Genomic DNA, 24,868 nt, shown 5'->3' with positions numbered 1-24,868 from the left:
TCGCCCGGGTGCGGCAGTGGATCGAGGCCGTCATCGACACCCTCAAAGGCCAGCTCAGCCTCGAACAGCACGGTGGCAGAACCCCGGCCGGAGTCCTCGCCCGCACCGGCCAACGACTCCTCGCCCTCGCCGCTGGCATCTGGCATCTGGCACAACTGGACCACCGACGCCGCAGTCAAACGCTCCCTGATCGCCTACGACCACTGAAGACATCGGACTCATTCATCTAGGCCGGCGTCGGGGCCGTCGTCGTTCGGGCGTCGGATCGGTCGGCCGCGGTTGGGCCCCGGCCGGTTCGGCGTGTCCGCCGTGCCGCCGGGTGGGCCGACGGCGGACACGCGAACTCACGTCCGACACGTCCTCGGGGTCACCCCTGTGGCATCAGTTTCCCCCGCTTGAGGACCAGCGTCTCGTCGCAGGCGGCGGCGACCTCCCTGGAGTGCGTCACGACGATCACGCACTTGCCGTCGTCGTGGGCCAGCTTCTGGAAGACCTTGATGATGCCGGCGGCGGTCTCGTGGTCGAGGGCGCCGGTCGGCTCGTCGGCGAAGAGGATGTCCACCTCGCAAGCGAGCGCGCGGGCGATGGCCACGCGCTGCTGTTGGCCGCCGGAGAGCTGCAGAGTGCGGCGGGTGCGGTCGTCAGGCTCGATGCCGAGGAGAGCGAGCAGCTCGTTCGCGCGTTGCTTCCTACGTCCGCCCCTGACACCGGTGATCTCCATGGCGGAGGTCACGTTCTGGACGGCGTTCATGTAGGTGAGCAGGTTCAGGGACTGGAACACGGTGGCCACGTGCCGGTTGCGGTACGTGCCCAGGCCCAGCTGGGCCACGTCGCGGCCCTGGAAGCGGACACTGCCGGAGGTCGGAGCGTCGAGTCCGCTGGCCAGGGACAGCAGCGTCGTCTTGCCGGAGCCGGACGGGCCGACGATGGCGTACATGCGGCCGGCCTGGAAGGCGTAGGAGACGGACTTGAGGACGATGCGGCGTCGGTTGCCGGTGCTGTACGTGCGGTTCACGTCGGCGAGTTCGAGGATCGGCGCGTTCTTGCCGCGGGGTGCGTTGGTGTCGGTGGTGGCAGAGGTGGTCACGTCAGTCGCCCTTCGTGAGGATGTCGCGCGGGTTGAGGCGCAGGACGCGGGCGCCGGGGACGAGGGTGGCCAGGGCGGCGATGCCGAGCCCGGTGGCGCCGACCTTGGCGATGTCGGCCGGCCCGAGGTGCACGTCGAGCGAGTCGATGGGGTCGGCCTTGGGCTGGTCGTCACCCTGCCTGCTCATGCCGCTGGGGTCGCTGTAGTCGGGTTGGAGGCTGTCGTTCTCGGCTTCCTTGCTGGCCGAGTCGATCTCGCCGGTGAGCAGTTTGTTGCCGATCGCCTCGGAGAGGAACTGACTGCCCAGGCCGGCGAGTGCGATCGCGATGACGGCGCAGGCGACGACCTCGACGAGGTGCTGACCGAGCAGCTTGGGTTTCTTCTCGCCGAGGGAGAGCAAGATGCCCAGCTCGCCGCGGCGTTCGCGGAGGTTGGAGGCGACGACGAGGGCGAGGATGATCGTGCCGGCGACGGCGACGAGCCACACGGTGACCGTCGCGAAGCTCGCGGTCTTGGTGATGGGGCCGACGAGCGTCTTGTACTGCTTGTCGTTGACCGAGATCGGGAAGATCTGAAGGTCGGCGCCTGCCTTCTTGGAGTCTTCCTTGAGCTGGTCGAGGTCATTGGGGTCGTTCAGCGTGAAGGTGGCCGACTTGAGGGTGCCGCCGCCGTCGGTGGTCTTCCCGCCGAGCAGGCTGGCGCCCTCGATGTTCGTGTAGACCTGGTTGGCCGGGGCCATCATCGCGGGCACGTACTGGCCGGTGTCGGCCGTGCTGTTCTTGTAGATGCCGATGACCTCGAACTCGTGCTCCGAGGTGTCCACGCCCGGCATCAGCGAGCCGATCTTGAGTTTGACCTTGTCGCCGACCCGAAGCTTGTTTTCCTCGGCCACACGCTCCTCGACGACGATCTCGTTCTTCTTGGTGTCCGGTCCGATGCCCTTTCCGGCAATCATCTTGGAGTCGCCGTTGCGGAAGTCGCTCAGCTCGTCGAGCTTGCGCACCCCGTCCACCTTGAACAGGTCGGTGCCGAGGGTGTCCTGGCTGGCAGGTGCCGGGACCGGCTGGTAGAGCGTGGTGCTCTTGGTGGGGAAGGCCGCCCCGTCGGCGGTGTAGTTGCAGTCGGCGACCACGGACGACTGGCAGATCTTGTCGACCAGGTCGCGCTTCAGGTCGCCGGCGGATCCGATGGTGCGTGGATTCTGCCCGCCGCCCTCGCTGCCGCCGTTCTTACCGGACGCCAGCAGCCCGTTCACGTCGAGCTGCATCGTGGCCACCGCGCCCACATGCTTCTTGGCGCTGTCGGCCGCGCGCGCCGCCGCCGACTGGATCAGGAAGCCGGACAGCACCAGGCTGCAGATGACGAAGAACAGGCCCACCAGCATCAGGGACTTGCCCGGAGCGCCGATGAGCCGCCACCACGCACGTTTGAAAAGGTTCATGAACGCCACGCTACGAAGCCGCAGCTTTGAGCTGCGTTTGCGAAAAGGCTGCTCACGCGCGACCTCATACACGAATCAAATACGGCACCTGATAGACGTGACAGAAACGCCGGGAAAACAGCCCGAATCCCTTCGGCCCCACACCCCGGTTCTCAGGGAATTCTCAGGAACAGCGAAAGGGGCCGACGCCCGTGCGGGTTTTGGTGGTCGAGGACGAGCAGTACATGGCGCGCGTCCTGGAGCTGGGGCTGCGTCGTGAGGCCATCGCCGTCGATGTCGTCCACGACGGTGCGACGGCTCTGGAGCGCGTCACCGTGTACGACTACGACGCCGTGGTCCTGGACCGGGACCTGCCCGGGGTGCACGGTGACGAGGTGTGCCGCCGCATCGTCGAGATGGGCCCGGGCTGTCGCGTGCTGATGCTCACCGCCGCCGGCCGGCTCGGCGACAAGGTGGAGGGCCTGGGCCTCGGTGCCGACGACTATCTCGCCAAGCCGTTCGACTTTCCCGAGCTGGTCGCCCGACTGCGCGCCCTGTACCGGCGCAGCCCCCTAGCGCATTCCCCGATCCTGACGTTCGCCGACCTGAGCTTCGACACGCACCGACGCCGGGTGGTGCGCGGCAGCACGGAAATCAGACTCACGCCGAAGGAAATGGCCGTACTGGAACTGCTGATGCGCGCTGACGGCGGGGTCGTGAGCGCGGAGTTTCTGCTCGACAAGGCGTGGGACGCGCATGCCGATCCGCTCACGAACGCCGTCCGGCTCGTGGTGCACACGCTGCGCAAGAAGCTCGGCGAACCCCAGCTCGTGCACACCGCGATCAGCGCGGGCTACTACCTGGGCACGCGGTGAGGCCGCGCCGCGGCCGCGAGCGACGGCCGCGCACGCTGAGCATCCATGCCCGGCTGTTCTTCGGCTTCGGCGCCGCGCTCACGGCCTGCTCGGCTCTGATGGTGGCGATCATCTACATCGGGATCCGCTATTTGCCGACCTACGACTTCACGACGCCGATCGTCGTGCCGCAGAGTGAAACGAGCCCGCCGCATGTCGCGCCGAAGCGCGAGTCGGATCTGCAGGAGCCGCCGCTGAAGCGGGGCGAGACGGTCGACGCGTCCGGTCTGATCCGCGACAAGGAGGACGTATGGGCGACGGTCCTCGCGCTGTCCATCGGCGGTGTGATCGTGGTTCTCGGCATCGGCCTGGGTATCGGCTGGCTCCTGTCGAGACGGCTGCTCGCACCGCTGCACACCATCAATCAGGCGGCGGCCAAGGCGGGCGAGGGCGATCTGGCATATCGGATCAACGCCCAAGGACCCCATGATGAGCTGAAGCAGCTCGCCGACACCTTCGACACGATGCTGGGGCGCCTGGAGGAGGCGTTCGCGGCGCATCAGCGGTTCGCCGCGAACGCCTCGCACGAGTTGCTGACACCACTCGCGACCACTCGGGCGATTCTCCAGATGACCGGCGGCGACACCTCGAAAGAGGAGTTCGCCGAACTGGTGCCGATGCTGCGCGAGACCAACGAGCGCAACATCCAGGTCGTGCAGGAACTGCTGCGGCTCGCGGCGGCGGAGCAGGAGATCCACGACACCGAGCCCGTGGACATGGCCGAGCTGACGGAACGGGCCGTCGCCGCGCAGCGGGCCGGTGCCGGTGCCGGTGACCTGACTATCACTGTCGCGATCGACACCCTCGAACCCTGCGATGTCATGGGCAGCCAGACACTGTTGCGGCAGCTCGTCGTGAACCTCCTCGACAACGCCCATACGCACAACGTGCCCGACGGGATAGTCGATGTGCGGGTCGACCGCGTCGACGACACGATCGTCCTGGAGGTCCTCAACACGGGCCCGAGGGTCGACCCGGAGGTGGTGGACCGCCTCTTCGAGCCCTTCTACCGGGCACGCCCCCGCGTGGCCAGCGACCGCAGCGGCCACGGTCTGGGCCTCGCGATCGTCCGGTCCATCGTGCGCGGCCACCACGGCACCGTGGCGGCGCGCACCCGGCCGGGGGCAGCCGGCGGCCTCGTCGTGCGGGTCGACCTGCCGGCCTGGCAGGAGGCACCGGTCGACTGATCCCGGCCGTCCCTGGCGGAATCGGTGGCGCCGCAAGGGCGAGGGCGGCCCCTCACGTTCGCTGCTGATCAGCCCGTCGCGCCCGCATGCGTCGACTTCAGCCTGCTTGGCCCAGTCCCGCACTGCGGTCTCGGTCAGCTCGAAGTCCTTGGCGATCTGACCGACCGAGCGGTCACCCCGTCGGCACGGCTCGGTCTTGAACTCCGGCGTGCGAACGGCGAGGGCAAGGCTTCTTCTTTCCCATGCTCTCCACTGGACATTTTCCCAGGGCCCACGGGGGCGTCAGTTGCGCGGCGAGTGGGCTTGGCGGTAGAGGTGATCGGCGCGCCACAAGGCGAGGGCGGTGAGCGCAGCCCCGGTGCGAAGTACCTTTTTCAGGCGGGTGTCGATGCGGTCCTCGGTGGGTGAGAAACGTTGTTTGGCGACTGAGGCCACCTGCACCGTGAGCTCTTGGTTGGCGAGATCGCGCAGCAGACCGCGCAGTTCGCCGGGGGCGGATTGCGCCGCGATGAGAAGTTCCATGGCGGTGCGGGCGGCCTGCGTCTCGGACAGGGCATCGCGGGCGTAGTCGAAGAGGATCGTGCGCATCTGCTCTTGGAAGATTCCGGTGACGGAGAGTTCGGGGGCGAGGTAGCGGACGGAGCCGTCGGTGTTGGCGAAGGATTTGCCCAGGATGGAAACCATGGGGCTGGTCTGAATACCCCGCCGGGTGGAGTGGGTGAGGACTTGGGCCAAGGTGGTGCCAAAGTTCAGTTCTTCGAGAGAGGCCGTGGTGATCTTCGGGACGAGGGTCGTCATGTCCTGGGCGAAGGCGGAGACATCTGCCCAGGGGGTGAGCTTGCCCATGTCGATCCATGCCTTGGCCAGGGCGGTGCCGTCGTTTCGGGAGAGGCTGAGCAGGATGAGCATAAGGGACATGCTCAGCCGGCGGTCGATATGACCGACCATGCCCCAGTCGATCAGGGTGGCGGGTTCGCCGGGCGAGACGAAGATGTTGCCGGGGTGGGGGTCTGCGTGGAAGGTCATGTCGGTGAAGTAGCCCTGGTACATGTAGGCGAGGATGTCGCGCCCGATGGCGATGCGTTCTTCCAGTTTGAACGCGGTGGGATCTGCGTCGCGGATGCTCGTGCCGGGGGCGAGTCCCTGGATGAGGACGGTGGGGGTGGCATCGAGAACGTCGGGGACGTTCAGGAGGGGAAATGAGCGGGCGGAGACGCGGGCGCGGTCCATGTTCCCGGCTTCGAGGACGAAGTCGAGTTCGGGTCGCATGGCGTCGAGGATGACGCCGAGCATGGCTTTGGTGTCGATGGTGGCGTTGAAGACGGGGGCTCTCGCGGCGAAGTGGCGTGCGGCGCGCTGGAGCATTTTCATGTCCTCTTCAACGACATGACGGATGTGAGGGCGCTGCACTTTGACTGCGACGGGCTGGCCGTTGTCCAGACGGGCTGCGTAGACCTGGGCCAGGGACGCGGTGCCGAGCGGTCGGTGGGTGTCGAAGCTCTGGAACATGCGGCGCCAGCCTCGTCCCAACGCGGCTTCCAGGACGGGTTCCATGTGTGTGAAGGGCATCAGGGACGCGCGGTCGTGCAGGTTCTCCAGTTCTTTCGCGATGGGGGCGGGAACGATGTCCTCTCGCGTCGAGAGGATCTGGCCGATTTTGATATAGAACGGGCCGAGTTGTTCGAAAGCTTCCCGTACGGCGACGGCGCGCCGCTGCGCTCTGGCGTGGGTGCTGTCTTCGGTAGCGCGGTGGTGCCAGGCTCCGGTGGCTGCGGTCACTTCGCGGGTGAGGAGGTTACGGGCGACGCGCGCCAGAAGGCGGGCGCGTGCTGCGCTCACGCTGTGCCCTTCCGCGGTGGGGCCGGGGGTTCGTGCTGTCCTACCCTGCTGTGGCGGTGGGGGCCGGGCGGGGCCAGCCACGCCAAGGTGTCGGGCAGGGCGAGAGTCAGGATGCTGAGGAGGACTTCGATGGTGCATTCGGCGCCAGTGTCTTCTTGCAGGACGACGAAGCGGTGTCCCGCCCGGATGTCCTCGCGCAGGGTGTCGAGGTCCACCGGCCGGTCGGCCGCCGCGGGTTCGTACAGTGCGCCGGCGGCCGTGCGGTGCACGATGCGCTCGCTGGGGTGCAGGGCTGCGGACATGGCGGGGGCTCCTCTCGTCGGCAGCGCGGGGCACGGCGCGTTAAGTGACGGCGTCACCGGACTGGGTGGTCCGGTCCGGAGACACGGCGCCGCCACGCCCTCGGGCCGGTGACGTCGCAGCGGCTGTGCATAAGGGGGCGTGACGGTGCCGGTCGATGGGCAGGCGCCGCCGTGCACGGGTTTCGGAGAGGTCCTACGGTGCAGGTGGGTGTGCTGTTGGTGCTGCTGTCCTGCTACCGCTGTTCCTGGTGCTCCTCGTGGCGCGGGGGCGCGTCGGTGCGGCGTTCGGCCGGGCGCGGATCCTGTCCTCGTCCGCTGTCGTCGTAGCCGCCGCCTCGTTCGGCGGGGTATCGCCCGCGGTCGGAGGAATCGGGGTCATTGTGGTGTCCGCGGTTCTCCACGGCGCGGGTCAGGCCGCGGCGCAGGTCGCGTTCGGTGTCCTGGAGACGGTCCAGGGTGCCGTCGATGAAGTCCTTGGAGCTGTCGGCGATGCTGCCGAGCAAGCGGGTCAAACCGGTGCGTTCCGAGCTGTCCTTGCGGGTCATCGGTCCTCCTGGAGTGTGAGTGTGTGGGACGGGGATCCCGCATCGCCGGTCCGCGGTGCGGGAAGATCCTTTGTGACGGTCTGGCGGCAGGCGTCCGTGAGAAGGGCGAGGCCTGCTTCGGTGGACGTCGTCGGCTGATAGCAGAGATCACGTCGTGCAGCGGAGATGTCGAAGTAGTGATCGTGAGCCAGTTCGGCGACGAGAAAACGCGTGAGGGGAGAGGTGTGGGGCCGGCGTCGCGCCCGCCACAGGAGTTCGGCCATGTGGGCCGCGGCCGCGGCGGGTCGGTGCGGGATGTGGCGCACGCGAGGAACCTCGGCGCCGGCGGCCTTCAGCAGGGCGCAGGCCATCTGTTCCAGGGCCACGGGCTCTCCCTGGGTGATGAAGTAAGCCTTGCCCGCTGGTGGTGCGCTGTAGGTGAGTCGTTCCAGGGCGGCCAGGTGGGCGTCGGCGGCGTTGTCGATGTAGACGGTGTCGACGAGGTTGGTGCCGTCTCCGAACAGGGCCAGCCGTCCGGAGCCGGCTGTTCTGAGCAGTTGTGGCAGAAAGTGCGGGTCTCCCGGTCCCCAGATGAGGTGCACCCGCAGGGCGGTGGTGGCCAGGGCCGGGGAGTTGGCGGCCAGTACGGCGCGTTCTGCGATGGCTTTGGACCAGGGGTAGGGAGCCAGGTAGCGCCGGGGGTAGGGCTGGGATTCGTCGGCACCGCGCATATGGTCGCCGTTGAAGACGACGCTGGCGCTCGAGGTGTGCACGAAGCGCTCCACGCCTTGTGTGCGGCAGACGGCCAGAAGGCGCTCTGTCCCCTGGGCGTTGATGGCGTGGAACTCTTGCCTGGTGCCCCAGATGCTCGCCCGGGCGGCGGTGTGGACGACTGCCTGGCAGCCGTGCACCGCAGCGCGCAGCTGGCAGGTGTCCCGTAGGTCGCCGGTGACCTGCTGGATGCCGGGATCAAGGTGCTGGCTGGGGTGGCGGGCCAGGGAGCGCACGGTGTGTCCGGCGGTGAGGAGGCGTTGGCACACGGCGCGGCCGAGGAAGCCGGTGCCGCCGGTGACGAGTACCTTCATGGCCTGTCCTTCCTGGCGGTGGCGGCTGTCCGCGCGGTGTGGGGCACGCGGACGGTCCGGGCCGCCCACCGGGCAAGCTGTCCGCGTTCGATCTTGGCGTTGTGCCGGATGTCGACCGGGAAGCGGGGATGGATGAGCAGGTGCTCGATCAACTCGCCGCCGGGCAGGCCCTGCAGCCGCCTGCGCACCCGGTGTTCGAGGTCGGCCTGGTGGTGGCGGTTCGGGGACCGTTCGAGTTCGATGCACAGCACGGCCTGCTGCTGCCCGGGGCGGCCGACGCCGACGAGAGCGGTGCGTGCGATGCCGGGCAGGCTGTTGCAGGGCGCTTCGATCTGTTCGGTGTAGAGCGTGCCGCGGGTGGTGTGTACGGCGTGTGCTTTGCGGCCGCAGTAGAACAGGCGGCCTTTGTCGTCGAGCCAGCCCAGGTCCCCGGTGCGGTGGACGATTTGGTGTCCGGCCCTGATTTTCGCTTGCGCGTTGGCCCGAGGCTGCGCGAAGTAGGCGCGGCTCACATGGGGGCCGCTGACGGTGATCTCGCCGATGGTGCCCGGTTCCAGTGCCGGGGCGTCGGCCAGGAGGCTGGTAGCGGGGAGGTCGGGCGCGATGATGCGGACGGTGAGCTGGGGTACCGGCACACCGACCGGCGTGCCGGGTGCCGGGGGTTCGGTGCAGGCGCCGCGCAGGTCGTCGCGGTCGGCGATGCTGGCGGGCAGGCACTCCGTGGCGCCGTAGACGCTGCGTACTCGGCAGGTCCCGGGCACGCAGTGATCGAGCAGGTCCAGCACAGCCGGGGTGAGGGGTGCGCCGAAGGTGGCGATGTCGAGGAGACTGTCCAGGCGCAGGCCGCGTGCGGCGCAGTGGCGGGCCAGGTTGTGCAGGAGCGCGGGTGAGCCGAACAGGGCGCGGGCCTGGAAGTGGTGGATGGCCTCGACAATCGGCGTCGGGTCGGTAGCGGCGGGACGTCGCGGGTCGAACACGGGGAGCACCGTGTGGGCGCCCAGGGCCGGCAGGTACAGAGTGAAGGGGAGGAAGGCGGACAGGACGGGAGCGCCGGCGCGGATACCGAAAGCGGTGCCCATGTGATGCGCTTGCTGGCCGAGCTGCCGGTAGGTGTACTGGACGCCTTTGGGGTGTCCGGTTGAACCCGAGGTGAAGGCGATGAAGGCCAGCGCGTCGTCGGCCACGCGCGTGGGGGCGGGTTTGGGAGAGTCGTGGGCGGCGCGGCGCAGATCGTTCAGGCGTGGCCACGGCCCCCAGGGGCGCGAGGCGGTGCTGAGACAGAGAGTGGCGGTGTGTCGTGCCCAGCCGAGCACGGTGCGGGCGGCGTGGGCCTGCGGCTGTCCGATGAACCCCTGGGGTGCGATCTCTTCCAGGCAGCCTCGTACCGCATCGTGCGGTAGTCCGGGGTCGATGAGGACGGGGACGGCGCCCAGGAGGATCAGGGCATATACGTCGGTGAGGAATTCCAGTCCGTCGCGGACCATCACCACGACCCGGGTCCCGGGGATGACGCCTGCGGTGGTGAGCGCCGAGGCCGTCAACTGTATCTGTGTCTGCAGTTCGCCGTAGGTGGTTGCGGTGTGGCCGCCCCGGCGGGCGGGGCGGTGCAGTACGGGTGCCGTGGGCCGGCTTCCGGCCTGCTGAGCGAATGCCTCCAGCAGCTCGGGGGCGGCCTCGGTGGGGCTCACCACTGCAGTGCCATGACACCGATGCTGACGCCGCTGGCTGCGCCGATCAGCGCCACGCGGTCGCCGCGGTGCAGCCGTCCACTGCGCTTTGCCAGGTCGAGTTGGAGGGGCAGGGATCCGGAGCCGACATTGCCGTAGCGGGGCACCGTGGTCAGTGTCCGGTCGGCCGGGATGCCGAACTGCTGGCACAGTCTGTGCAGCAGGTGGACCGAGGGCTGGTGGAAGCAGGCGAAGTCCACTGTTTCCGGAGCGATGTCCAGGTCGGTGAAGAGAGTCATGGCCTCTTTGACGGGGCCGCGTTCGAACGAGGCGACCAGACCGGCTGAGTCGATGCGGGCCTCGGTGAGTTGTCCGTCGTGGTTGCCCTGGGCGAAGGCGTTGGGTACGTAGGCGGTGGCCCAGCCGCTGGAGTTGGCGGCGAAGCGGCTGGCGATGATGCCCGGTTGGGGAGATGCTTCCACCAGGAGGGCGGATCCTAGGTCCGCGCAGGTGAAGGTGGCCAAAGCCAGGGTGAGGTCGGCCCGGTCGTGGATTCGGCGGCGGGTGAAACGGGAGAGCAGTTCGCCGCTGACAATGAGAATCCGCCGGTAGCTGCCGCGGCGGATCAAGGCGTCCGCGATTTCCAGTGCATTGATCACCGCGTTGCAGGCGTTCTTCACGTCGAAGGCCGGACACCGTGTTCCCAGCGCGGCAGCCACGATATGGGCGGTGGCCGGTTCTTCCATGTCGGAGGTGACGGCCGCGTAGATCAGCAGATCGATGTCAGAAGCCGGGCAGTCAGCGCGGTTGAGGACCTTGCGGGCTGCGGCTGTCGCCAGGGTGGAGGGGTAGGCGTCAGGCGGCGCGATCACGCGGCTCTGCAGCCCGTACAGACGCTGCAGTGGCTCGTCCGGCACGGGCAGGTCGCCTGCTGCCGAACGCAGCATGGCGTCCAGTTCGGCCACGCTCTGGCGTCCGTCGGGCACTTCTACCGCTACTTCGCGGATGCGGGTGTACACGTTGCTGTCCATGGCCTCTCCCATGTCCCTCATTGAGGCTCGCCGCCCGAGCGGTGCGGCGCGCGCAGTAGCGTTTCGGGCCTCTCCCGGTTGCCGGTGGTCGGGACGTGACGGGGTGCGTCTGTTTGCCCGGCAGGCGGGGTCGCGGCAAGGAAGTCTTGGATGGCGGGGATGAGCGCGCGGCCCGCGTCCTCCATGACGAAGTGGCCTGCCTGCGGATAGCGGTGCACCTGCGCTTTCGGAAGCCGCCGCTGCCACTCCCGCAGCAGCGTCTCGGTGAAGACTGGGTCCTTGTCACCCCAGCCGATGAACGCCGGCAGTTCGGCGAGAGCAGCCACCTCCTTCTCGGCACCCTCGACAAGGGGCCACGACGGGTCGGAGGGGTGCACGGGGATGTCCTGAACGAAGCGGACGACCGCGAGCCGGTGGCGTGCCTTGCGGTAAGGGGCGCTGTAGGCACGGCGTACCTCGGCCGGCAGTGGCTGTGTTACCCCCCGTCGGGCGGCCGCCTTGACGAACGCGTTGCTCCTGTGAACCATCCGCGCGGCCCACTGGTGGTTGCGGATGAGGCGCAGCGGGAGGGGGAGGCGGTAGTCGTGCGGCCAGGGGAAGGCCACGGTGTTGAGCAGCACCAAGCGCCGCACGAGGCCTGGGTTGCGGCGGGCCAGGGCCATGCCGATGGTCCCGCCCCAGTCGTGGGCCACCAGCGTCCAGCCCTGGTCGGCGACTCCGCGCTCTTGAATGAGATGGTCTGTGAGGATTTGCAGGTCCGTCAGGCGCTGCATGGCGGAGTAGGGGTGGCGGCGCTCGTCGGGCCGGCCGGAGAGGCCCATTCCGATGTGGTCGGGTGCGATGCAGCGGTAGGTGCCGCGCAGGCCGTGGATGAGGTGGCGCCAGCAGTAGCTCCAGGTGGGGTTTCCGTGGAGGAGTATGACCGGCTCGCCCGCGCCCTCGTCCAGGTAGTGCTGACGGGCGCCGCTGCGGTGCGTGTACCAGTGGGGAGAAAAGGGGTATCCGGCAGCACTCAGTTCCTCTGGGGTCACAGATCCCTGCCTTCTTTGCGAGAGCATGCGAAAGCGCCGCCCGCGATCGTTTTCCAGTATTTCCGCCCGCCGGGCAGCACCGTGTGCCGATTTACCCAGAACGAGCAGAGTGGCGCGAACGCTTCCCTGGTATGTCCGTGCGTCAGGATGCGGAACGAAGGCTCAAGGCGGGAAGTCGCGGAGAAGCGACATGGCGGACACAGCCGACGAGTCGCCTTTCTCTTTTTAGCCCCCGCAGGAGCGTGGAGTCAAACGAAAAGCCGTCGGTGTCCGGAAACCCGCATTCAGTTTGCAAACGAAAAATAACATGCAATTCTCCCTTACCTCGCAGGTCATGGCCACGATGAGGTATTCGCCGGCACACCCCTCCTACCCCAGTAGATGACAAATCTTTCGGCCGAAAACCCACATTTTCCGAGATAGGGGCTGGAAGTGTGCGTGCGACGGAAAGAGGCGCCCTTTACCCATGTTAATTGAGGGAACCACTGAGGTGGAATATTTCAGCCCGGCTGCTCTCCTATTGCAACCGCAACAAAGAGCGCGGACTGGTTTGCCTGCCAGATAGCGTGGTATCTGTAATCCAGGGGATCAGCCGCCTGCCGCATGCCCGCATAAACCGCGAGGTACCGGCCAGCGAAGCATCCCGGGATACAAACGGAACGCGCCCGAGCCGTTCCCGCCCACAGGGCACCCACTGTGAAAATCCACCCCTGGTGGCCCCTGCGCATACGCGGTCCACCACCTAGCAAGGAGAAATCCATGAAATCTGAGCAGTCCGTCTACGAGTCCCTCGTTACGCTCCTCGACAGGACAATCGAGGACCTGGCCCCCGCAGACATCGAGCTGGACAGCGACCTCAAAGACGACCTGGACATCGACTCGCTCGCCAGGCTTGAGGTCGTCGCGGCCATCGAGGAGCACTGGAGCATCAAGGTCCCCGAAGAGGACGCCGAAGAGCTGCGCACCGTTCGCCAGACCGTCCACTACATCATCGAAGCCACCAGCACCCCCGCGTGATCCTCCCGCCCCCCGCATCCCTCATTCCCTGGGAGGAAACCCGTGACCCGCTCCCCGTGCGATGTCGCCATCACCGGCCTGGGCGCCACCACGCCCCTCGGCGGTGACGTCCCCAGCACCTGGCAATCCCTGCTCGCCGGCAAGACCGGCGTGTGCCGCTTCGACCTCAGCGCGCAATGCGGCCATCCCCTGCCGGTGCGGATCGCTGCCCCCGCCGCCGTGGACCCCGCCACGCAGCTGAGCGCCGCCCAGGTCCATCACACCGACCGCAACGCCCAGTTAGCCCTTATCGCCGCCCGCGAAGCGTGGCACGACGCCGGCTACCACACCCCCGCCACCAGCAACGACAGCACGGTCGCCGCCACACGCGTGGCGGCAGTGATCGGCGTGGCCGTCGGCAGCTACCTCAGCAAGTTCCACCAGTACGACGTTCTGTTGCGGGAGGGCCCCTCCCGCGTCGACCCGCGCTGCATCCCCATGATTCTGCCCAACCATGCCGCGGCACAGGTCGGTCTCCTCATCGGCGCCCGGGCGTCCGTCCACGCCCCTGTCAGCGCCTGTGCCTCCGGCGCCGAAGCCCTCGCCCTCGCCCTCCACCTCATCCGCGACGGCCAGGCCACAGTCGCCATGGCCGGCGGCACAGACGCCGCCCTGCACCCCCTGACGGTCGCCGGCTTCTCCCGGATGCGCGCCCTGTCGCGCCGCAACGACGAACCCCACCTGGCGTCCCGCCCCTTCGACGCCACACGCGACGGCTTCGTCCTGGGCGAGGGCGCGGCCATGCTCGTCCTGGAAAACGCCGACCACGCACGCCGCCGCGGCGCCCGCATCTACGGATACCTGGCCGGCGCCGGCATGAGCAACGACAGTCACCACGTCGCCCAGCCGAGCCCCGACAGCGCCGGAACGGTCCAGGCCATCACGGGCGCACTGGCCGACGCCGGCATCAAGGCATCCCGCATTCGCCACATCAACGCCCACGCCACCTCCACCCCCGTCGGCGACCTCGCCGAGGCCAACGCACTGCACACGGCCCTCGCCTCGGCCACGGACAACGCCGTCGTTTCCGCCACCAAAGCCGCCTTCGGTCACACTCTCGGAGCCGCCGGCGCCCTCGAGGCCCTGACCACCGTCCTCGCCCTCGCCCACCGCATCGCACCGCCCACCTGCACCCTGGAAGAGGCAGGCGAGGGCATCAACCTCGACATCGTCGGCGCTCAGCCACGCGAACTGCCCGCCGGAGACCTCGCAGCCCTCAGCACCAGCCTCGGCTTCGGCGGCCACAACGTCGCCCTCGTGCTGCGCGGCCCGTCATGACGCCCCCCACCCCCCGCACTCCGTATAGACGAAGTTCTCCGGCCGCCGCCCGCACCCGCCCGGCCCCGGCCGCCACCACATCCGGGCGGAGCGCCGTCATGCTCTGCCCGGGCCAGGGCGCCTACCGGCCCGGAGCCCTCACCGGGATACAGCACCTCCCCGACGTCGCCACCGTCCTGGCCACCGTCGACGACGTCACCCCGCACACCGCACATCCCGTCACTCGGCTACTCACCGACCGCGACGCCCCACAACCCGCCAGACTCCTGGCCCTCGACCCTCTCGCCTTCGACCTGGCCACCTACGCCGGAACCGTCGCCTGCGGCAACGCCCTTCGCCACCACTTCCACAGCAGCCCACAGTGGGTCATGGGCCACAGCGTCGGCGACATCGCAGCCATGGCCGTCGCCGAAGCCATCACCGCCGAAACCGGCGCCCGCCTCCTCCACGCCCGGCACACCCTGCTGCGCACCATGTCCCCACCCACCGCCACCGCCGCCGGCATGCTCGCCCTGGCCCTGCCCGTCGCCGAGGTGGTCGCCCTCCTCGCGAACCTCGGCCTGCACCACACCCGCATCGCCGGCGACAACGCACCCCAGCAGACAGCCGTCTCCGGCCCGCTCAGAGAACTGCGCGTCCTCCACACCCTCGCCCGCGCCGCCGGAACCCGCTGCACCCCTCTGCCCAGCCGCACCAGCTACCACCACCCACTGCTCACCAACCTCGCCACCGTGCTCGACACCTGGATGGAAACAGCCGATGTACGCCTGCCCACGATCCCCCTCTACTCCTCCGCCCTGGCTCGCCCCGCCCACACCCTCCAGCACATAAGGGAACTCGCCACCCAGCACCTGAACCGCCCCGTGCTCTTCCAAGCATCCCTGCACCGCCTCCACCGACAGGGCGCCGACGCCTACATCGACTCCGGGCCCGGCGCCCTGCTGTCCTCCCTGGTACGCGCCGTCCTCCCCGCCGCCGTGGCAATCGCCCCCATACGAGGCCACACCGGACCCGACGCGATCACACGCCGCCTCGCCACCACCACACTCCACCCGAAACCGTAGTCCTGGCTCTCATCCCGTCCTCACGCCTCTCGCAGGGCCCCTCGCCGCCGTGACTGCCGCCGCCTGGCGCGGCACGCACACCGTGTGCGAGGCGATCAAGCGCGACTGGGACACGATGATGTTCGTTGGGCTCGGGGCCGATGCTTTTGCGGCGCTACCCGGGATCAGGCACGGTCACAAAGAGCCGCAAGGCCGGGCGGGGGCCCGTGCGCGACGCAGCCCGTGCGCCCGTGGGTGTCAGGGACTGCAGTGCAGCCCTGATCGACGGGGCTGCGTGTTCACTCGCCCTCCCAGCGGCGGCAAGAAACAACCCGCGAGAGCAGCCCCCGGCTGGCACCGCCACGCTTTCACATGTTCTCGGCCGTCACGGCTGTCACCGCCCGTCCCCGGCGCGCGGTGTCACCCGAGGCTATCCCCGGCCACGGACCGGACCGCACGCGGCCTGCCGGTCAGACTTTCACCCTGCGCGCTTCCCACCGCCCAGCTCCAAGCGCGAGGCTGAAGGACACATGCTGCCCCTCGGACAGCACCCGGCGATCCGACTCGATGTCCTCGCTGCGCACGAAGACCTGGTCGTTGCGTCCGAAGGGCAGCACGAATCCATACCCTTTCTGCCGGTTGAAATACGTCACTTGTCCCTCGCACCTGTCCTCCACCGCGGCACTCCCCTTTTACTTTCCGTTACAGCCCGTGAGAACGGTGCAGCACCGCAACAGAGAACCTTCAAGGCGGTCCACGGGACAGCAGGCACTCCGGACGGTCTCCCCCTCTCATGACCCCACTTGCTCCCCACATGCACCGAGCCCCACCCCAGCGAAGTGATCAGGAGCAGTCCCGGCGCACATTGGGGGCGCATGGCGGGACGCGGCCAGAGGCTGCCCCCAGGTTCGGCAGGTACGGCGGCCTCGGATCCGGCAGCCTTCCCAGTCCAGACCGTCTTCGTCGCCCGCCCTCTGCGGACGAGTCATCGCTCACCCCGAACGACCCGTCCGACACGTCAAGGACGTCCCACCAAAACGTTGCCCGCAGTATGAGGTGGCCACTGCCCTGCTCGGCTACGCGCGCTGGAGTGGGGCGTGGCATGACCGTCACAGCGCACGATGCTGGGGGTGGACACTCCTGTGCGCGGGGGTATGCCTCGCCTCATTGGTGTGTCCAGACCCTCGCCCCCCAGAGGCCCCGAGCACCTCTTGCGCGACCTGGTCCGTCCCGAGGACGTTGGTGAGGCTGACTGGACCCCAAGGCCCCGCAGCGAGGCCGTTTCCGAAAGCAGCAGGCGGCCCGGGCTCCTACCCCAACTGGGCGTAGCAAAGGAGAAGACGCATGAAGTCGAGCGAACAACTGGCAGCCCTTGAAGCACTTCTGCCGGAAGTGCTGGAGGCGGCCCTGGAGTATGTTCGGCAGTTGCCCACGCGGGAGGTACGCGCAGGCCTGACGGACGAGGACCTGCGAGGCATCCTCGACCACGGTCTTCCCACGTCTCCCTCAGACCCCCTCGACGTGCTCCGTCAGCTCTTGGCAGCGAGCGGAGGGCTGGTGCCGTCAGGGGCGGGCAAGTACTTCGGGTACGTGGTGGGCGGGACGGTGCCCGTGGGGGTGGCCGCCGACTGGCTGACGAGTGTGTGGGACCAGAACTGCATCGTCCACGACGGCTCCCCGCTGACAGCGGTGTTGGAAGACATCTGCGGGCGCTGGCTCACCGAGCTGTTCGCCCTGCCCGCCACGACGAGTTACGCGTTCACTCCCGCCTGCACCCATGCCGACCTCCTCGGGCTGACTGTCGCCCGCCACGAGGTGCTGGCCCGTCACGGTTGGGACGTCGCCCAGCAGGGGCTGCAAGGGGGGCCGACGGTGACGGTCCTGGTCAACGAGTCCATCCACGCCGCAGTCACCCGACCCCTCCAGATCCTGGGCTTGGGTGGGTCGATCCGTGAGCTGCCCGCCGACAGCGAGGGCCGGATCCTCCTGCCCGCCCTGCAGGAGGAGATCGACACGGTACGAGGCGGGCCGCTCATCGTGTGCGGACATGTCGGGGAGATCAACACCGGAGGCGTCGACCGACTGCGCCCCCTGGCCGAACTCACCCACGCGGCCGACGGGTGGCTGCACCTCGACGCCGCCTTCGGCGCCTGGGCCGCCGCCTCGCCCCGCCTGCGACACACCCTCCTCGACGGCCTCGACCTCGCCGACTCCCTGGCCACCGACACCCACAAATGGCTCAACGCCCCCTACGACTGCGGCGTCGCCCTCATCACCGACGCCCGAGCCCACCGAGCAGCCCTGCCCCTAAGCGCCGATTACCTCAACCTCCCCGACAACCAGCGCCACCCCGTGCAATGGGGACTGGAAGTCTCCCGCCGCTCCCGCGTCCTCCCGCTGTGGGCCATCCTGCGCCAACTCGGCGCCACCGGCATCGCCCAACTCGTCGACGAGCGCTGTGCACAAGCCCAGCGCCTCGCCACCCTCCTGCAAACCGAACCCGGCATCGACATCCTCAACGAGGTCGCCCTCAACCAGGTCCTGGTCCGCTTCCACCACCCCACGGCAACCGACGACGACCACACCCAGAACGTCACCGATGCTTTCCAGGAACACGGGCGCGGGTGGGCGGGGACGAGCACGTGGAAGGGACGCACCGTGCTACGCCTGTCCCTGGCCAACTGGGCCTCCACCGACCACGACATCGACCAAGCCGCCCGCTCCCTCATCGCCATCCACAGCCGACTCGCGGCTGGGCTGCCCGGAGTTGTCGCCCCTACCGACAACGACTGACAGCGCGTGGGTCGCTCACCGGGGCTTGTCGCGCCCCCTGAGGGAGGGCGGCTCTCTCCCAGGCGGCATGCATAGGCGTGTCCGTGTCCGTCCAGTCGGACCCGAGGGACCGATCCTGAACGCCTCTGCCTCAGCTCAGGGCGCGCAGCAGGCACAGACCAGCTTTGTGGCCAACACCTCAGCGGGCATCCCCGTTGTCCTGCCTGGCAGGTCCTGCCCCCACCTTCGGGCGGCCACCGCGGAAGCAACCAAAGGAGGGAGGCCGACCATGTCGGCGAAGCGCCCGGGCCGCGGCGAATCGCCAAGTCGTCCACGCCCAGCACCTCGGCGTACTGAATCGCGGATCGGGCAGCGCCATGACCCCTCGAGGTAAGGACATCCGCACCGAAGCCGAGCTGGGCCGCCAGCCGAGCGCCGGCTCGTCCCGCCAGAGCGAGCCCCCCGCTCCAGGGCGCGGTTCAGCCGCGTGGTGAACCGCGCGTACGGCACGGCCAGCCGGGAGAACGGCTCGGCCAACGTCCGGCGGACAGTCCGCCGACCCGCAGACGAATCGCCGGACCAGCAACCGGATCACAAAGCCCTGCTCAGGAGCGGAAGGTCCTTCAGCCTGCGCTGACAACGACCGTGGACCCGGTCCGAGAGGCGGCCGCAGTCCGGACACGCCGCCCCGGCCGCACGGCCTTTTGCCACCACCTCGACCGTGCCGAACCCGGCCGCAAACGCCTTGACCTCCACCTCGTCGATCCCGTCGAACACCAGCGAATCCCAGAACAGCGCCATCGGTCTGCACGACCAGCACCATCACCGCCCACAGCCAGAGCAGCGAACGATATGCGTTGTGCTGGACTCCGCGCACGTGCGGGCAAAACAGGGGGCGAACACACAGGTCCGAGCCCCGTGGACCGGGGTAAGCCGGGTTCCAAGATGCACGTCCTGTCGGACGCGAACGGACTGCCCCTGGTCGTCGGCCTATCCGCCGCGAACGTCCACGACAGCCTCGCCCTGAAGCCCATGGTCGCCGGTCACCAAACGCGACACGGCCCACACCGGGGCCGCTACTTCAGCCCCAGCGGCTGCCTGCGGACGAGGCCTACGACATGCTCCACCTGCGGAAATGGTTATGGGGCAAGCACATCGGGGTCCGCATCGCCCGCAAGGGAATCGAGTCCAGCGAACGGTTAGAGCGCCGAGGGCGGGTGATCGAGCGCACAATGTCGTGGCTGTCCGGGTACCGCAGGCTCAGCCCACGCTACGAACGCCAGCCCTCCGACTATCTGGCCTTCCTCGGCCTCGCCGCCGCCCTCTGCTGTTACAAACGGCTCATTCGCGACCTGCTCGGCCTGCGGTGCCCCGAAGCGTCCCCCTGCGCATGCCGTGAGCACCCCTCTCCAGCCCGCCCGAGCACCCGCCGGAAGGCCCCTGGCGGTCCGCCGGGGACCCGCCGGAGCCCGTCCAGCACCCGCCGCCTGGCGGGGTCGCCAGCGGACTCTGTTCCGGCGAGTGCGGCGGAACGGCGTTAACCTCGCCCGGCTCGGAAGACTAGGCGGTCGCCGCTGTGATGGTCAGCGGCGGGTGGCGGCATTCAGTGACCCAGGGATGGCTGCGGAAGAGTGCTGGATCGGCAATGGAGGCGGCCTGATCCACTGTGGGGCTGTACTGGGTGATGTCGGTGAAGCCGACCTGGGAGAGGAGCTGTTCGTAGTGTTCCAGCGGCCAGTGGTGATCGGTGAAAATCTCCTCACCTCCCTGCGGGGTGCGGAAGCGTACCGGGATAGGGGCGCCGGGGGCGTAGATGGTGTGGAGGTCGCCGGTGCGTACGGAGGTGAAGGGGATCCCGTAAGAGGCGGGGTTGATGTTGAGCAGAGCCAGTCGTCCGCCGGGACGCAGCAGCCGGTGGATCTCCGCCAGGATCTTCCGGTGAAGGGCCGGATCGGGGATGCAGGTCAGGACGAAGGAGCACATGGCTGCGTCTGCGCATCTGTCCGAAAGGCCGCTGACGCGGCCGTCAACGGCAAGGTGGTACTCCGCGCCGGGAGTTCGGTGCTTGCGTGCGGCCTGCAGCATGGCCGGTGCATCGTCCGCCGCCAGCACCCGCACGCCGAATCGGCGGCTGATGTGGTCGGTGATCTCCCCTGGTCCACAGCCGAAGTCCAGTACCGTGGCGCCCCGTTTCGAAGCCAGGCGCAGTTCAGCGAAGACGAAGGAGTGTCCCAGCAACCAGTCGGTGGCCCGGCCGGCTGCGCTGAAGCGGTCAGCCGCCTCGTCGCTCTGGTACGACCAGCGCTTATCGGGGTCGCCTTCTGCCCTGTGGTCGTTGGCCACGGCGCCTTCTTCCTCTGCGCCTGTGCTCCGCAGTTCGGGTGAAGTCCGGTATGTGAACGCATGTGCCACTACAATGCGTGATCAATGTACCGCCTTTCGTAATGGCTCGTTGCTGGCGCCTCAACCGACTTGAAGGACGCCCCCCTTGTGACAAGCGCCCATAACGGCAACCACGCGGCCTACTTCGCCTTCCGCGACGAACTCCTCGGTCCCCTGCGCGCGGTGATGCTCACCGGCCAGCAGCTCTGTGAGGCAGGGCGTCTCCTCCACGCTCGCCCCGAAGGGCTCTCCCTGTACGGCATCCCCGCACCCGAGATGGAGCTGCGGGGCATACAACTGCTCGGCCGGACTGCCATCGAGTCCGTCACCGACTCCCACGCTGCCGCCGTCGCGGCTGCGGCGGCCGAAGTCTGCCCTCCGGGCGGCAACGCGATGATCGTGGACCTTTTCTGCGGGTCGGGGAACTTCGGACTCCACCTCGGACGGCGTCTGGGCCGGCCCGCGTACGCCTCCGAAATCGATCCGGATGTATATCGGGCCACCCGCAACAACCTGCACAAAATCGGCGACTCCACCCTCGAGCTGAACCAGCTCGACTACCGCGCCCTGCTGGCGACGCTTCCCTCCCGTAGCGACCACGACATCTACGCCGTCGAACCACCCTGGGGACCCGCCTTCACCGCAGCCGGGCTCGACCTCACCCGTACCAGCCCACCGGTGCGCGAGATCATCGACGACATCCGCCGCTCACGCAACGGCCGACCCTGCCTGGTCGCCATCAAGACCAATGACCAGACCGCCCACGACTCCCTCGCCCGCTGCTTCACCGACGCACAGCACCTACGCTCCCTCACCCCCCGCCCCACACTGCCCCCGGGCGCCAACATGAACTACCACCTCTACCGGCTCTGCCCCGTACATGGCGCATGAGCACAGGACAGCGGGGGCAAGCTTTTCCCGGCGGCTGGCCGTCAGACGAGCTGGGCGCGCAGCGCCGCGGCCAGGCGGTCCGACGGCGTCCTCGGCACGCCGTGTCCCGGTCGCCCGCATCGTCACGCAGATACTTTTTCTCAGAATTCCGTGCAAGGGAGTCAAGGGGATTGATGAGTTCGCAGTCGGCGGTTGCGGTGCCGCTTGGAGGGGAGGAAATCGTCGCGGCGCTGCGCGTAGTCCCACGTGCTGCGCACGATCGCCGCGCGGAACGACCCCCAGGACGTCTCCGAGTCCTTCCATCGCACCGGCCGCGGCGAGCAGGCACGGAGCGGAGTTAGTAAGCAGGCAGGGCCGGTGACCCAGGGGGCGGGGTGTCACTCGGCCGGGTGATTTGGGGCGTGGATGACAGTCTGAGCGGGAAGCCAGGTCGTGCCGCAGCGCCCGCCGACCGGGCGGGAGGAACTCCTCATCCGACGCCTGATCTCCGGGATCCGCCCGCAGAGCGCCGACCTCGAGGAGGGCGCACCAGCGGGCGGCGGTAGGAGGCCACGATGGAAGAACGCTGTACCGGCTTCGTCCAGTACTACAACCGCGACCGAGGCTACGGCTTCCTCGTCCCTGAAGGCGGCACCGATCCCGTGTACTTCGAGCGCGAGGACATCGAGCACACCTGCACCGGCCTCTCCCAAGACCAGCAGGTCACCCTCACCCTCGCCCTGGGCACCGGACGCTACGAAGCCAAGAACAGCCGCCCCTGAACCCAGCTCGCACGCAGAACAGCAAGCAGACCAGGACCCCGAGAGCGGGCACACAGAGAACTCCTGGTAGACGCCTGGGGCTTCACGCCCGGCCAGCCTTGCTCCCCGTCGGTCTCGTGTCGCTGGTCGCAGTCCCCGCACCGGTGGCGGCTGCCTTTGGACTGCATCGGGTTCGGGTACGCGTCGCGGGGCTGCGTGCGTGGCACGGTGCCACGTGTTCTCGTGTGACATGCCCGGTGCGCCGAAGGCGCGGGGCCATGTGATGTCGAATGAAGTAAGGACGGGTGTGGTGGTGCACGGAGCATGGGTTGCAGGTGCCTGGGGGCTCTTCGCGGGAATGGCGTTGCTCCTGGGCGCGGCGATGAGTTCGTTCGTACGCGTGCCGCGACGGCTGATCGCGATGGTCATGGCGTTCGGCAGCGGCGTGCTGATGTCCGCGGTGGCGTTCGAGCTGATTGCGGAGGCGTACGACCGTTCGGGAATGTGGCCCGTCGTGGCGGGTGCGCTCAGCGGGGCGGTCGTCTACTCCGGAGCCAACGCTCTGCTCGCACGGCACGGGGCCCGGCATCGCAAGCGGTCCGGCGGCCAGCAGCCCTCGGAAAGTGAACAGCCGGGGTCGGGCAATGCCATCGCTCTGGGCGCACTGCTCGACGGTATCCCGGAGTCCATCGTGATCGGCACCAGTCTCCTGGGGGGCGGCCAGGTCGGCATCGCCACGGTGGGAGCGGTCTTCATCAGCAACCTGCCCGAGGGGCTGGCCAGTTCGGCGGGGATGCGCAGCGCGGGACGCAGCCGGGGGTACGTGTTCGCGTTGTGGGGCGGTATCGCCGTGATCAGCGGACTGGCGGCCTTGGCCGGGTACACGCTGCTGGGCGACGCCTCCGCCTCGGTGCTGGCGGTGATCACTGCCATCGCGGGCGGCGCCATCCTGGCGATGATCGCCGACACCATGATCCCGGAGGCCTACGGAGAGGTGCACCTGCTGACCGGGTTGGTGACCGTCGTCGGCTTCCTTACGGCGTTCGCCCTCTCCCAACTCTGAGATGTTGCGGAACGCGGAACGAAGACGGTGCCGCACGGACAACGGGCGGTCGCGGACAAGAGCTTGGCGGACCGGCCAGGCGAGCGGGCGCGCACCCGGAGGTGCGTTTTGACGACTGAGTACAGAGGCGACGCGACGCCTCACGGCGCCGGTGCTGAACGTTTTCCCCGTGCCGCCGGAAGGTCTCCTCCGCCCGGCGGTCGAGAGGCCGACGACCGCGGGGAACCCTGATCCGCAGTCCGGGGAGGGCTCCCGGGCCGGGGCATCGATCAACAGAACACGGCCGTGAGGAGTTCGCTGCCTGCCTTGTCAAGGAAGTAGCGGACGATCTCCTTGGTCGCGCCAATGATCGACAGGATGTGAGTGCCGGCGAAAAGCATCGGGACCAGGATCGCCAAAGGGATCACCGCGTTCCTGGCGGCAGGCTGCGATGCCTGCTGCGAACAGGCACATCAGTGCCAGGTAGGCGGACGAGCCGGCCAGGGCGGCGGGCACACCGTCGGCGCACCGCGACGGTCGGGGCTCTTGGACCGTGCTGCCCCGGCCGACGCGCTCGTTCACCCGCCACCGCCCGTCGGTGAATCGCCCCCGTAGCCGGTGCAGAGGGGACGGCGGGCGTGGCGCCTGATGCGTCTTTCTATTGCTTGCTCGTCAGTGCCCGTCGGAAACGCCATGCCGGGTGAACCCGGCCGCCTGTATGGCATGGCTTGGGGCGCACTGTGTGGCAGGACAAGGGGACGGGGGCCGAGGTGCTGGCCTGGTTCGCGCTGCGTGCCCCAGAGCGAAGCCAGGGTCTGAAAGGGGCAGCTCATCTGTGCTGGGCATGTCAGGGCTTTGCGCGCTCACGGCGCACGAGCCCCCATAGCAGCCCCAGGGCCAGTGCCTGGAGGAGGGCGCTGACGGCGATGACGACCACTGAGGTTTCAAGGCCTGGCTTGGCGTGCCCGCTGATGGCCTCAGCGAACGAGAAGAGCATCAGGGACGTGGGAGAGGTCACCAGAAGGACATAGATCCCTGCCATGTCTTGCGGGCCTTCGATGAAGGCAGCAACCAGCTCGAATACCGCGACCGCTCCGACAACTCCCAGGTAGACGGCGGAAAGAGGATTGGCGAAGGCTGTACGGAACAATGTGCGCGCGCTCATGAGGATCTCCCGGCAAGTGACATGGTCGCCTCATGTTCCCGAAGAGGATGTGACCGTGGCATGAGCCCGTGTACTCACTTCGCCGCCCACGAAGCTCAGGTAATTCTGCGTACGGCCACCATGGGCCCGTCACCTCTTTCCGCACATACACACCCCACGCGTGCACACACAACACGGCCACCAGCCACGACTGTCAGGTGGCGGCCCAGGACATCCGCGGCAAGCGCGGCAGTTTCGGAACCTGCCTACACGCGCGACATCCGCTTGACCCGGCAGAAGAAAACACGCTTCACCAGCCAGACGACACCTGCGCACTCAGAAGCCGTTGTCTTTCCGTATGTGAGCGCTGAGTTTCCGCTGTTCAGGCGTGGTTTCGGCCGGGGTGAGGGAGAGTCTCGACGTTCTTCCCGTT

The 24,868-nt window shown here is 68.3% G+C and carries 23 protein-coding genes and 3 pseudogenes; 11 read left to right on the top strand and 15 right to left on the bottom strand.

From position 1 onward, the window contains the following. Positions 1-207 (top strand): annotated as a pseudogene (locus HNQ79_RS32140) (IS982 family transposase); the annotation flags it as partial. A 160-nt stretch (positions 208-367) separates the two neighbouring features. Here the strand turns inward: HNQ79_RS32140 and HNQ79_RS32135 are convergent. Next, positions 368-1,087 (bottom strand): ABC transporter ATP-binding protein, encoded by a 720-nt coding sequence (locus tag HNQ79_RS32135; RefSeq protein WP_311772334.1) that lies wholly within the window; start codon positions 1,085-1,087, stop codon positions 368-370. Position 1,088: 1 nt separating this feature from the next. After that, a complete protein-coding gene (locus HNQ79_RS32130; protein ID WP_185036518.1) occupies positions 1,089-2,528 on the bottom strand; it encodes an ABC transporter permease in 1,440 nt (479 codons plus the stop codon). 191 nt (positions 2,529-2,719) lie between these two features. Between HNQ79_RS32130 and HNQ79_RS32125 the strand changes: the two genes are divergently transcribed. Then, entirely contained in the window at positions 2,720-3,382 is a 663-nt protein-coding gene (locus tag HNQ79_RS32125) for a response regulator transcription factor (protein WP_185036517.1), read from the top strand. Further along, a complete protein-coding gene (locus HNQ79_RS32120; protein WP_311772333.1) occupies positions 3,379-4,608 on the top strand; it encodes a sensor histidine kinase in 1,230 nt (409 codons plus the stop codon). The genes HNQ79_RS32125 and HNQ79_RS32120 overlap by 4 nt, the downstream gene beginning before the upstream one ends. 282 nt (positions 4,609-4,890) lie before the next feature. On the opposite strand, the gene HNQ79_RS32115 is transcribed toward HNQ79_RS32120, so the two are convergent. The 7 genes from HNQ79_RS32115 to HNQ79_RS32085 form a co-directional block, all read right to left on the bottom strand. After that, positions 4,891-6,447, bottom strand: coding sequence for an ABC1 kinase family protein (locus HNQ79_RS32115; protein ID WP_185036516.1), 1,557 nt, complete (start codon positions 6,445-6,447; stop codon positions 4,891-4,893). Then, positions 6,444-6,749, bottom strand: coding sequence for a hypothetical protein (locus HNQ79_RS32110; protein WP_185036515.1), 306 nt, complete (start codon positions 6,747-6,749; stop codon positions 6,444-6,446). Before HNQ79_RS32110 ends, HNQ79_RS32115 begins: the two co-directional genes overlap by 4 nt. Positions 6,750-6,982: 233 nt before the next feature. Beyond that, positions 6,983-7,294 (bottom strand): hypothetical protein, encoded by a 312-nt coding sequence (locus HNQ79_RS32105; protein ID WP_185036514.1) that lies wholly within the window; start codon positions 7,292-7,294, stop codon positions 6,983-6,985. Next, complete coding sequence (locus HNQ79_RS32100; RefSeq protein ID WP_185036513.1) at positions 7,291-8,358, bottom strand: NAD-dependent epimerase/dehydratase family protein; 1,068 nt, start codon at positions 8,356-8,358, stop codon at positions 7,291-7,293. The genes HNQ79_RS32105 and HNQ79_RS32100 overlap by 4 nt, the downstream gene beginning before the upstream one ends. Further along, entirely contained in the window at positions 8,355-10,046 is a 1,692-nt protein-coding gene (locus tag HNQ79_RS32095; RefSeq protein ID WP_185036512.1) for a fatty acid CoA ligase family protein, read from the bottom strand. Before HNQ79_RS32095 ends, HNQ79_RS32100 begins: the two co-directional genes overlap by 4 nt. Next, positions 10,043-11,056 (bottom strand): 3-oxoacyl-ACP synthase III family protein, encoded by a 1,014-nt coding sequence (locus HNQ79_RS32090; RefSeq protein ID WP_185036511.1) that lies wholly within the window; start codon positions 11,054-11,056, stop codon positions 10,043-10,045. Before HNQ79_RS32090 ends, HNQ79_RS32095 begins: the two co-directional genes overlap by 4 nt. A 17-nt stretch (positions 11,057-11,073) precedes the next feature. Continuing rightward, entirely contained in the window at positions 11,074-12,087 is a 1,014-nt protein-coding gene (locus HNQ79_RS32085; RefSeq protein ID WP_185036510.1) for an alpha/beta fold hydrolase, read from the bottom strand. A gap of 759 nt (positions 12,088-12,846) precedes the next feature. Between HNQ79_RS32085 and HNQ79_RS32080 the strand changes: the two genes are divergently transcribed. From HNQ79_RS32080 to HNQ79_RS32070, 3 genes are all read left to right on the top strand, one after another. Beyond that, entirely contained in the window at positions 12,847-13,104 is a 258-nt protein-coding gene (locus tag HNQ79_RS32080; RefSeq protein WP_185036509.1) for a phosphopantetheine-binding protein, read from the top strand. Positions 13,105-13,146: 42 nt separating this feature from the next. After that, entirely contained in the window at positions 13,147-14,421 is a 1,275-nt protein-coding gene (locus tag HNQ79_RS32075; RefSeq protein ID WP_185036508.1) for a beta-ketoacyl-[acyl-carrier-protein] synthase family protein, read from the top strand. Positions 14,422-14,519: 98 nt separating this feature from the next. Continuing rightward, positions 14,520-15,485, top strand: a complete 966-nt coding sequence (locus tag HNQ79_RS32070; protein ID WP_185036507.1) for an ACP S-malonyltransferase — start codon at positions 14,520-14,522, stop codon at positions 15,483-15,485. A 449-nt stretch (positions 15,486-15,934) separates the two neighbouring features. Here HNQ79_RS32070 and HNQ79_RS32065 read toward each other — a convergent pair whose 3' ends face one another. Next, positions 15,935-16,117, bottom strand: a complete 183-nt coding sequence (locus HNQ79_RS32065; protein WP_311772332.1) for a cold-shock protein — start codon at positions 16,115-16,117, stop codon at positions 15,935-15,937. Positions 16,118-16,808: 691 nt separating this feature from the next. Here HNQ79_RS32065 and HNQ79_RS32060 point away from each other — a divergent pair. Further along, positions 16,809-18,257, top strand: coding sequence for a pyridoxal phosphate-dependent decarboxylase family protein (locus HNQ79_RS32060; RefSeq protein WP_185036505.1), 1,449 nt, complete (start codon positions 16,809-16,811; stop codon positions 18,255-18,257). A gap of 570 nt (positions 18,258-18,827) precedes the next feature. Here HNQ79_RS32060 and HNQ79_RS34350 read toward each other — a convergent pair. After that, positions 18,828-19,037, bottom strand: a complete 210-nt coding sequence (locus HNQ79_RS34350; RefSeq protein WP_260421914.1) for a transposase family protein — start codon at positions 19,035-19,037, stop codon at positions 18,828-18,830. A gap of 55 nt (positions 19,038-19,092) precedes the next feature. Between HNQ79_RS34350 and HNQ79_RS32050 the strand changes: the two are divergent. Continuing rightward, positions 19,093-19,585 (top strand): annotated as a pseudogene (locus HNQ79_RS32050) (transposase); the annotation flags it as partial. A 211-nt stretch (positions 19,586-19,796) separates the two neighbouring features. Here the strand turns inward: HNQ79_RS32050 and HNQ79_RS32045 are convergent. Then, positions 19,797-20,579, bottom strand: coding sequence for a class I SAM-dependent methyltransferase (locus HNQ79_RS32045; RefSeq protein ID WP_185036504.1), 783 nt, complete (start codon positions 20,577-20,579; stop codon positions 19,797-19,799). A 147-nt stretch (positions 20,580-20,726) separates the two neighbouring features. On the opposite strand from HNQ79_RS32045, the gene HNQ79_RS34690 reads away from it, so the two are divergent. Further along, complete coding sequence (locus HNQ79_RS34690) at positions 20,727-21,509, top strand: RsmD family RNA methyltransferase (RefSeq protein WP_185036503.1); 783 nt, start codon at positions 20,727-20,729, stop codon at positions 21,507-21,509. Between the two features lie 161 nt (positions 21,510-21,670). On the opposite strand, the pseudogene HNQ79_RS35020 reads toward HNQ79_RS34690, so the two are convergent. After that, positions 21,671-21,820: pseudogene (locus HNQ79_RS35020) on the bottom strand (DcsG N-terminal domain-containing protein); the annotation flags it as partial. A 243-nt stretch (positions 21,821-22,063) separates the two neighbouring features. On the opposite strand from HNQ79_RS35020, the gene HNQ79_RS32035 reads away from it, so the two are divergent. Continuing rightward, entirely contained in the window at positions 22,064-22,270 is a 207-nt protein-coding gene (locus HNQ79_RS32035; RefSeq protein WP_185036502.1) for a cold-shock protein, read from the top strand. Between the two features lie 262 nt (positions 22,271-22,532). Next, positions 22,533-23,312: a ZIP family metal transporter gene (locus tag HNQ79_RS32030; protein ID WP_185036501.1), complete on the top strand. Its 780-nt coding sequence runs from the start codon at positions 22,533-22,535 to the stop codon at positions 23,310-23,312. A 269-nt stretch (positions 23,313-23,581) separates the two neighbouring features. On the opposite strand, the gene HNQ79_RS32025 is transcribed toward HNQ79_RS32030, so the two are convergent. Together HNQ79_RS32025 and HNQ79_RS32020 are read right to left on the bottom strand one after the other, a co-directional pair. Next, the gene (locus HNQ79_RS32025) at positions 23,582-23,719 is read right to left on the bottom strand and encodes a hypothetical protein (RefSeq protein WP_185036500.1); all 138 of its coding nucleotides are present in this window, start codon (positions 23,717-23,719) and stop codon (positions 23,582-23,584) included. Between the two features lie 419 nt (positions 23,720-24,138). Continuing rightward, on the bottom strand, positions 24,139-24,456 hold the full coding sequence (locus tag HNQ79_RS32020) for an SCO4225 family membrane protein (protein WP_185036499.1): 318 nt from the start codon (positions 24,454-24,456) through the stop codon (positions 24,139-24,141). Between the last annotated feature and the right edge of the window lie 412 nt (positions 24,457-24,868).

This window comes from Streptomyces candidus, assembly GCF_014207445.1.
GTDB lineage: Bacteria > Actinomycetota > Actinomycetes > Streptomycetales > Streptomycetaceae > Streptomyces > Streptomyces candidus.
This window is presented reverse-complemented; position numbering and strand designations above follow the sequence as displayed.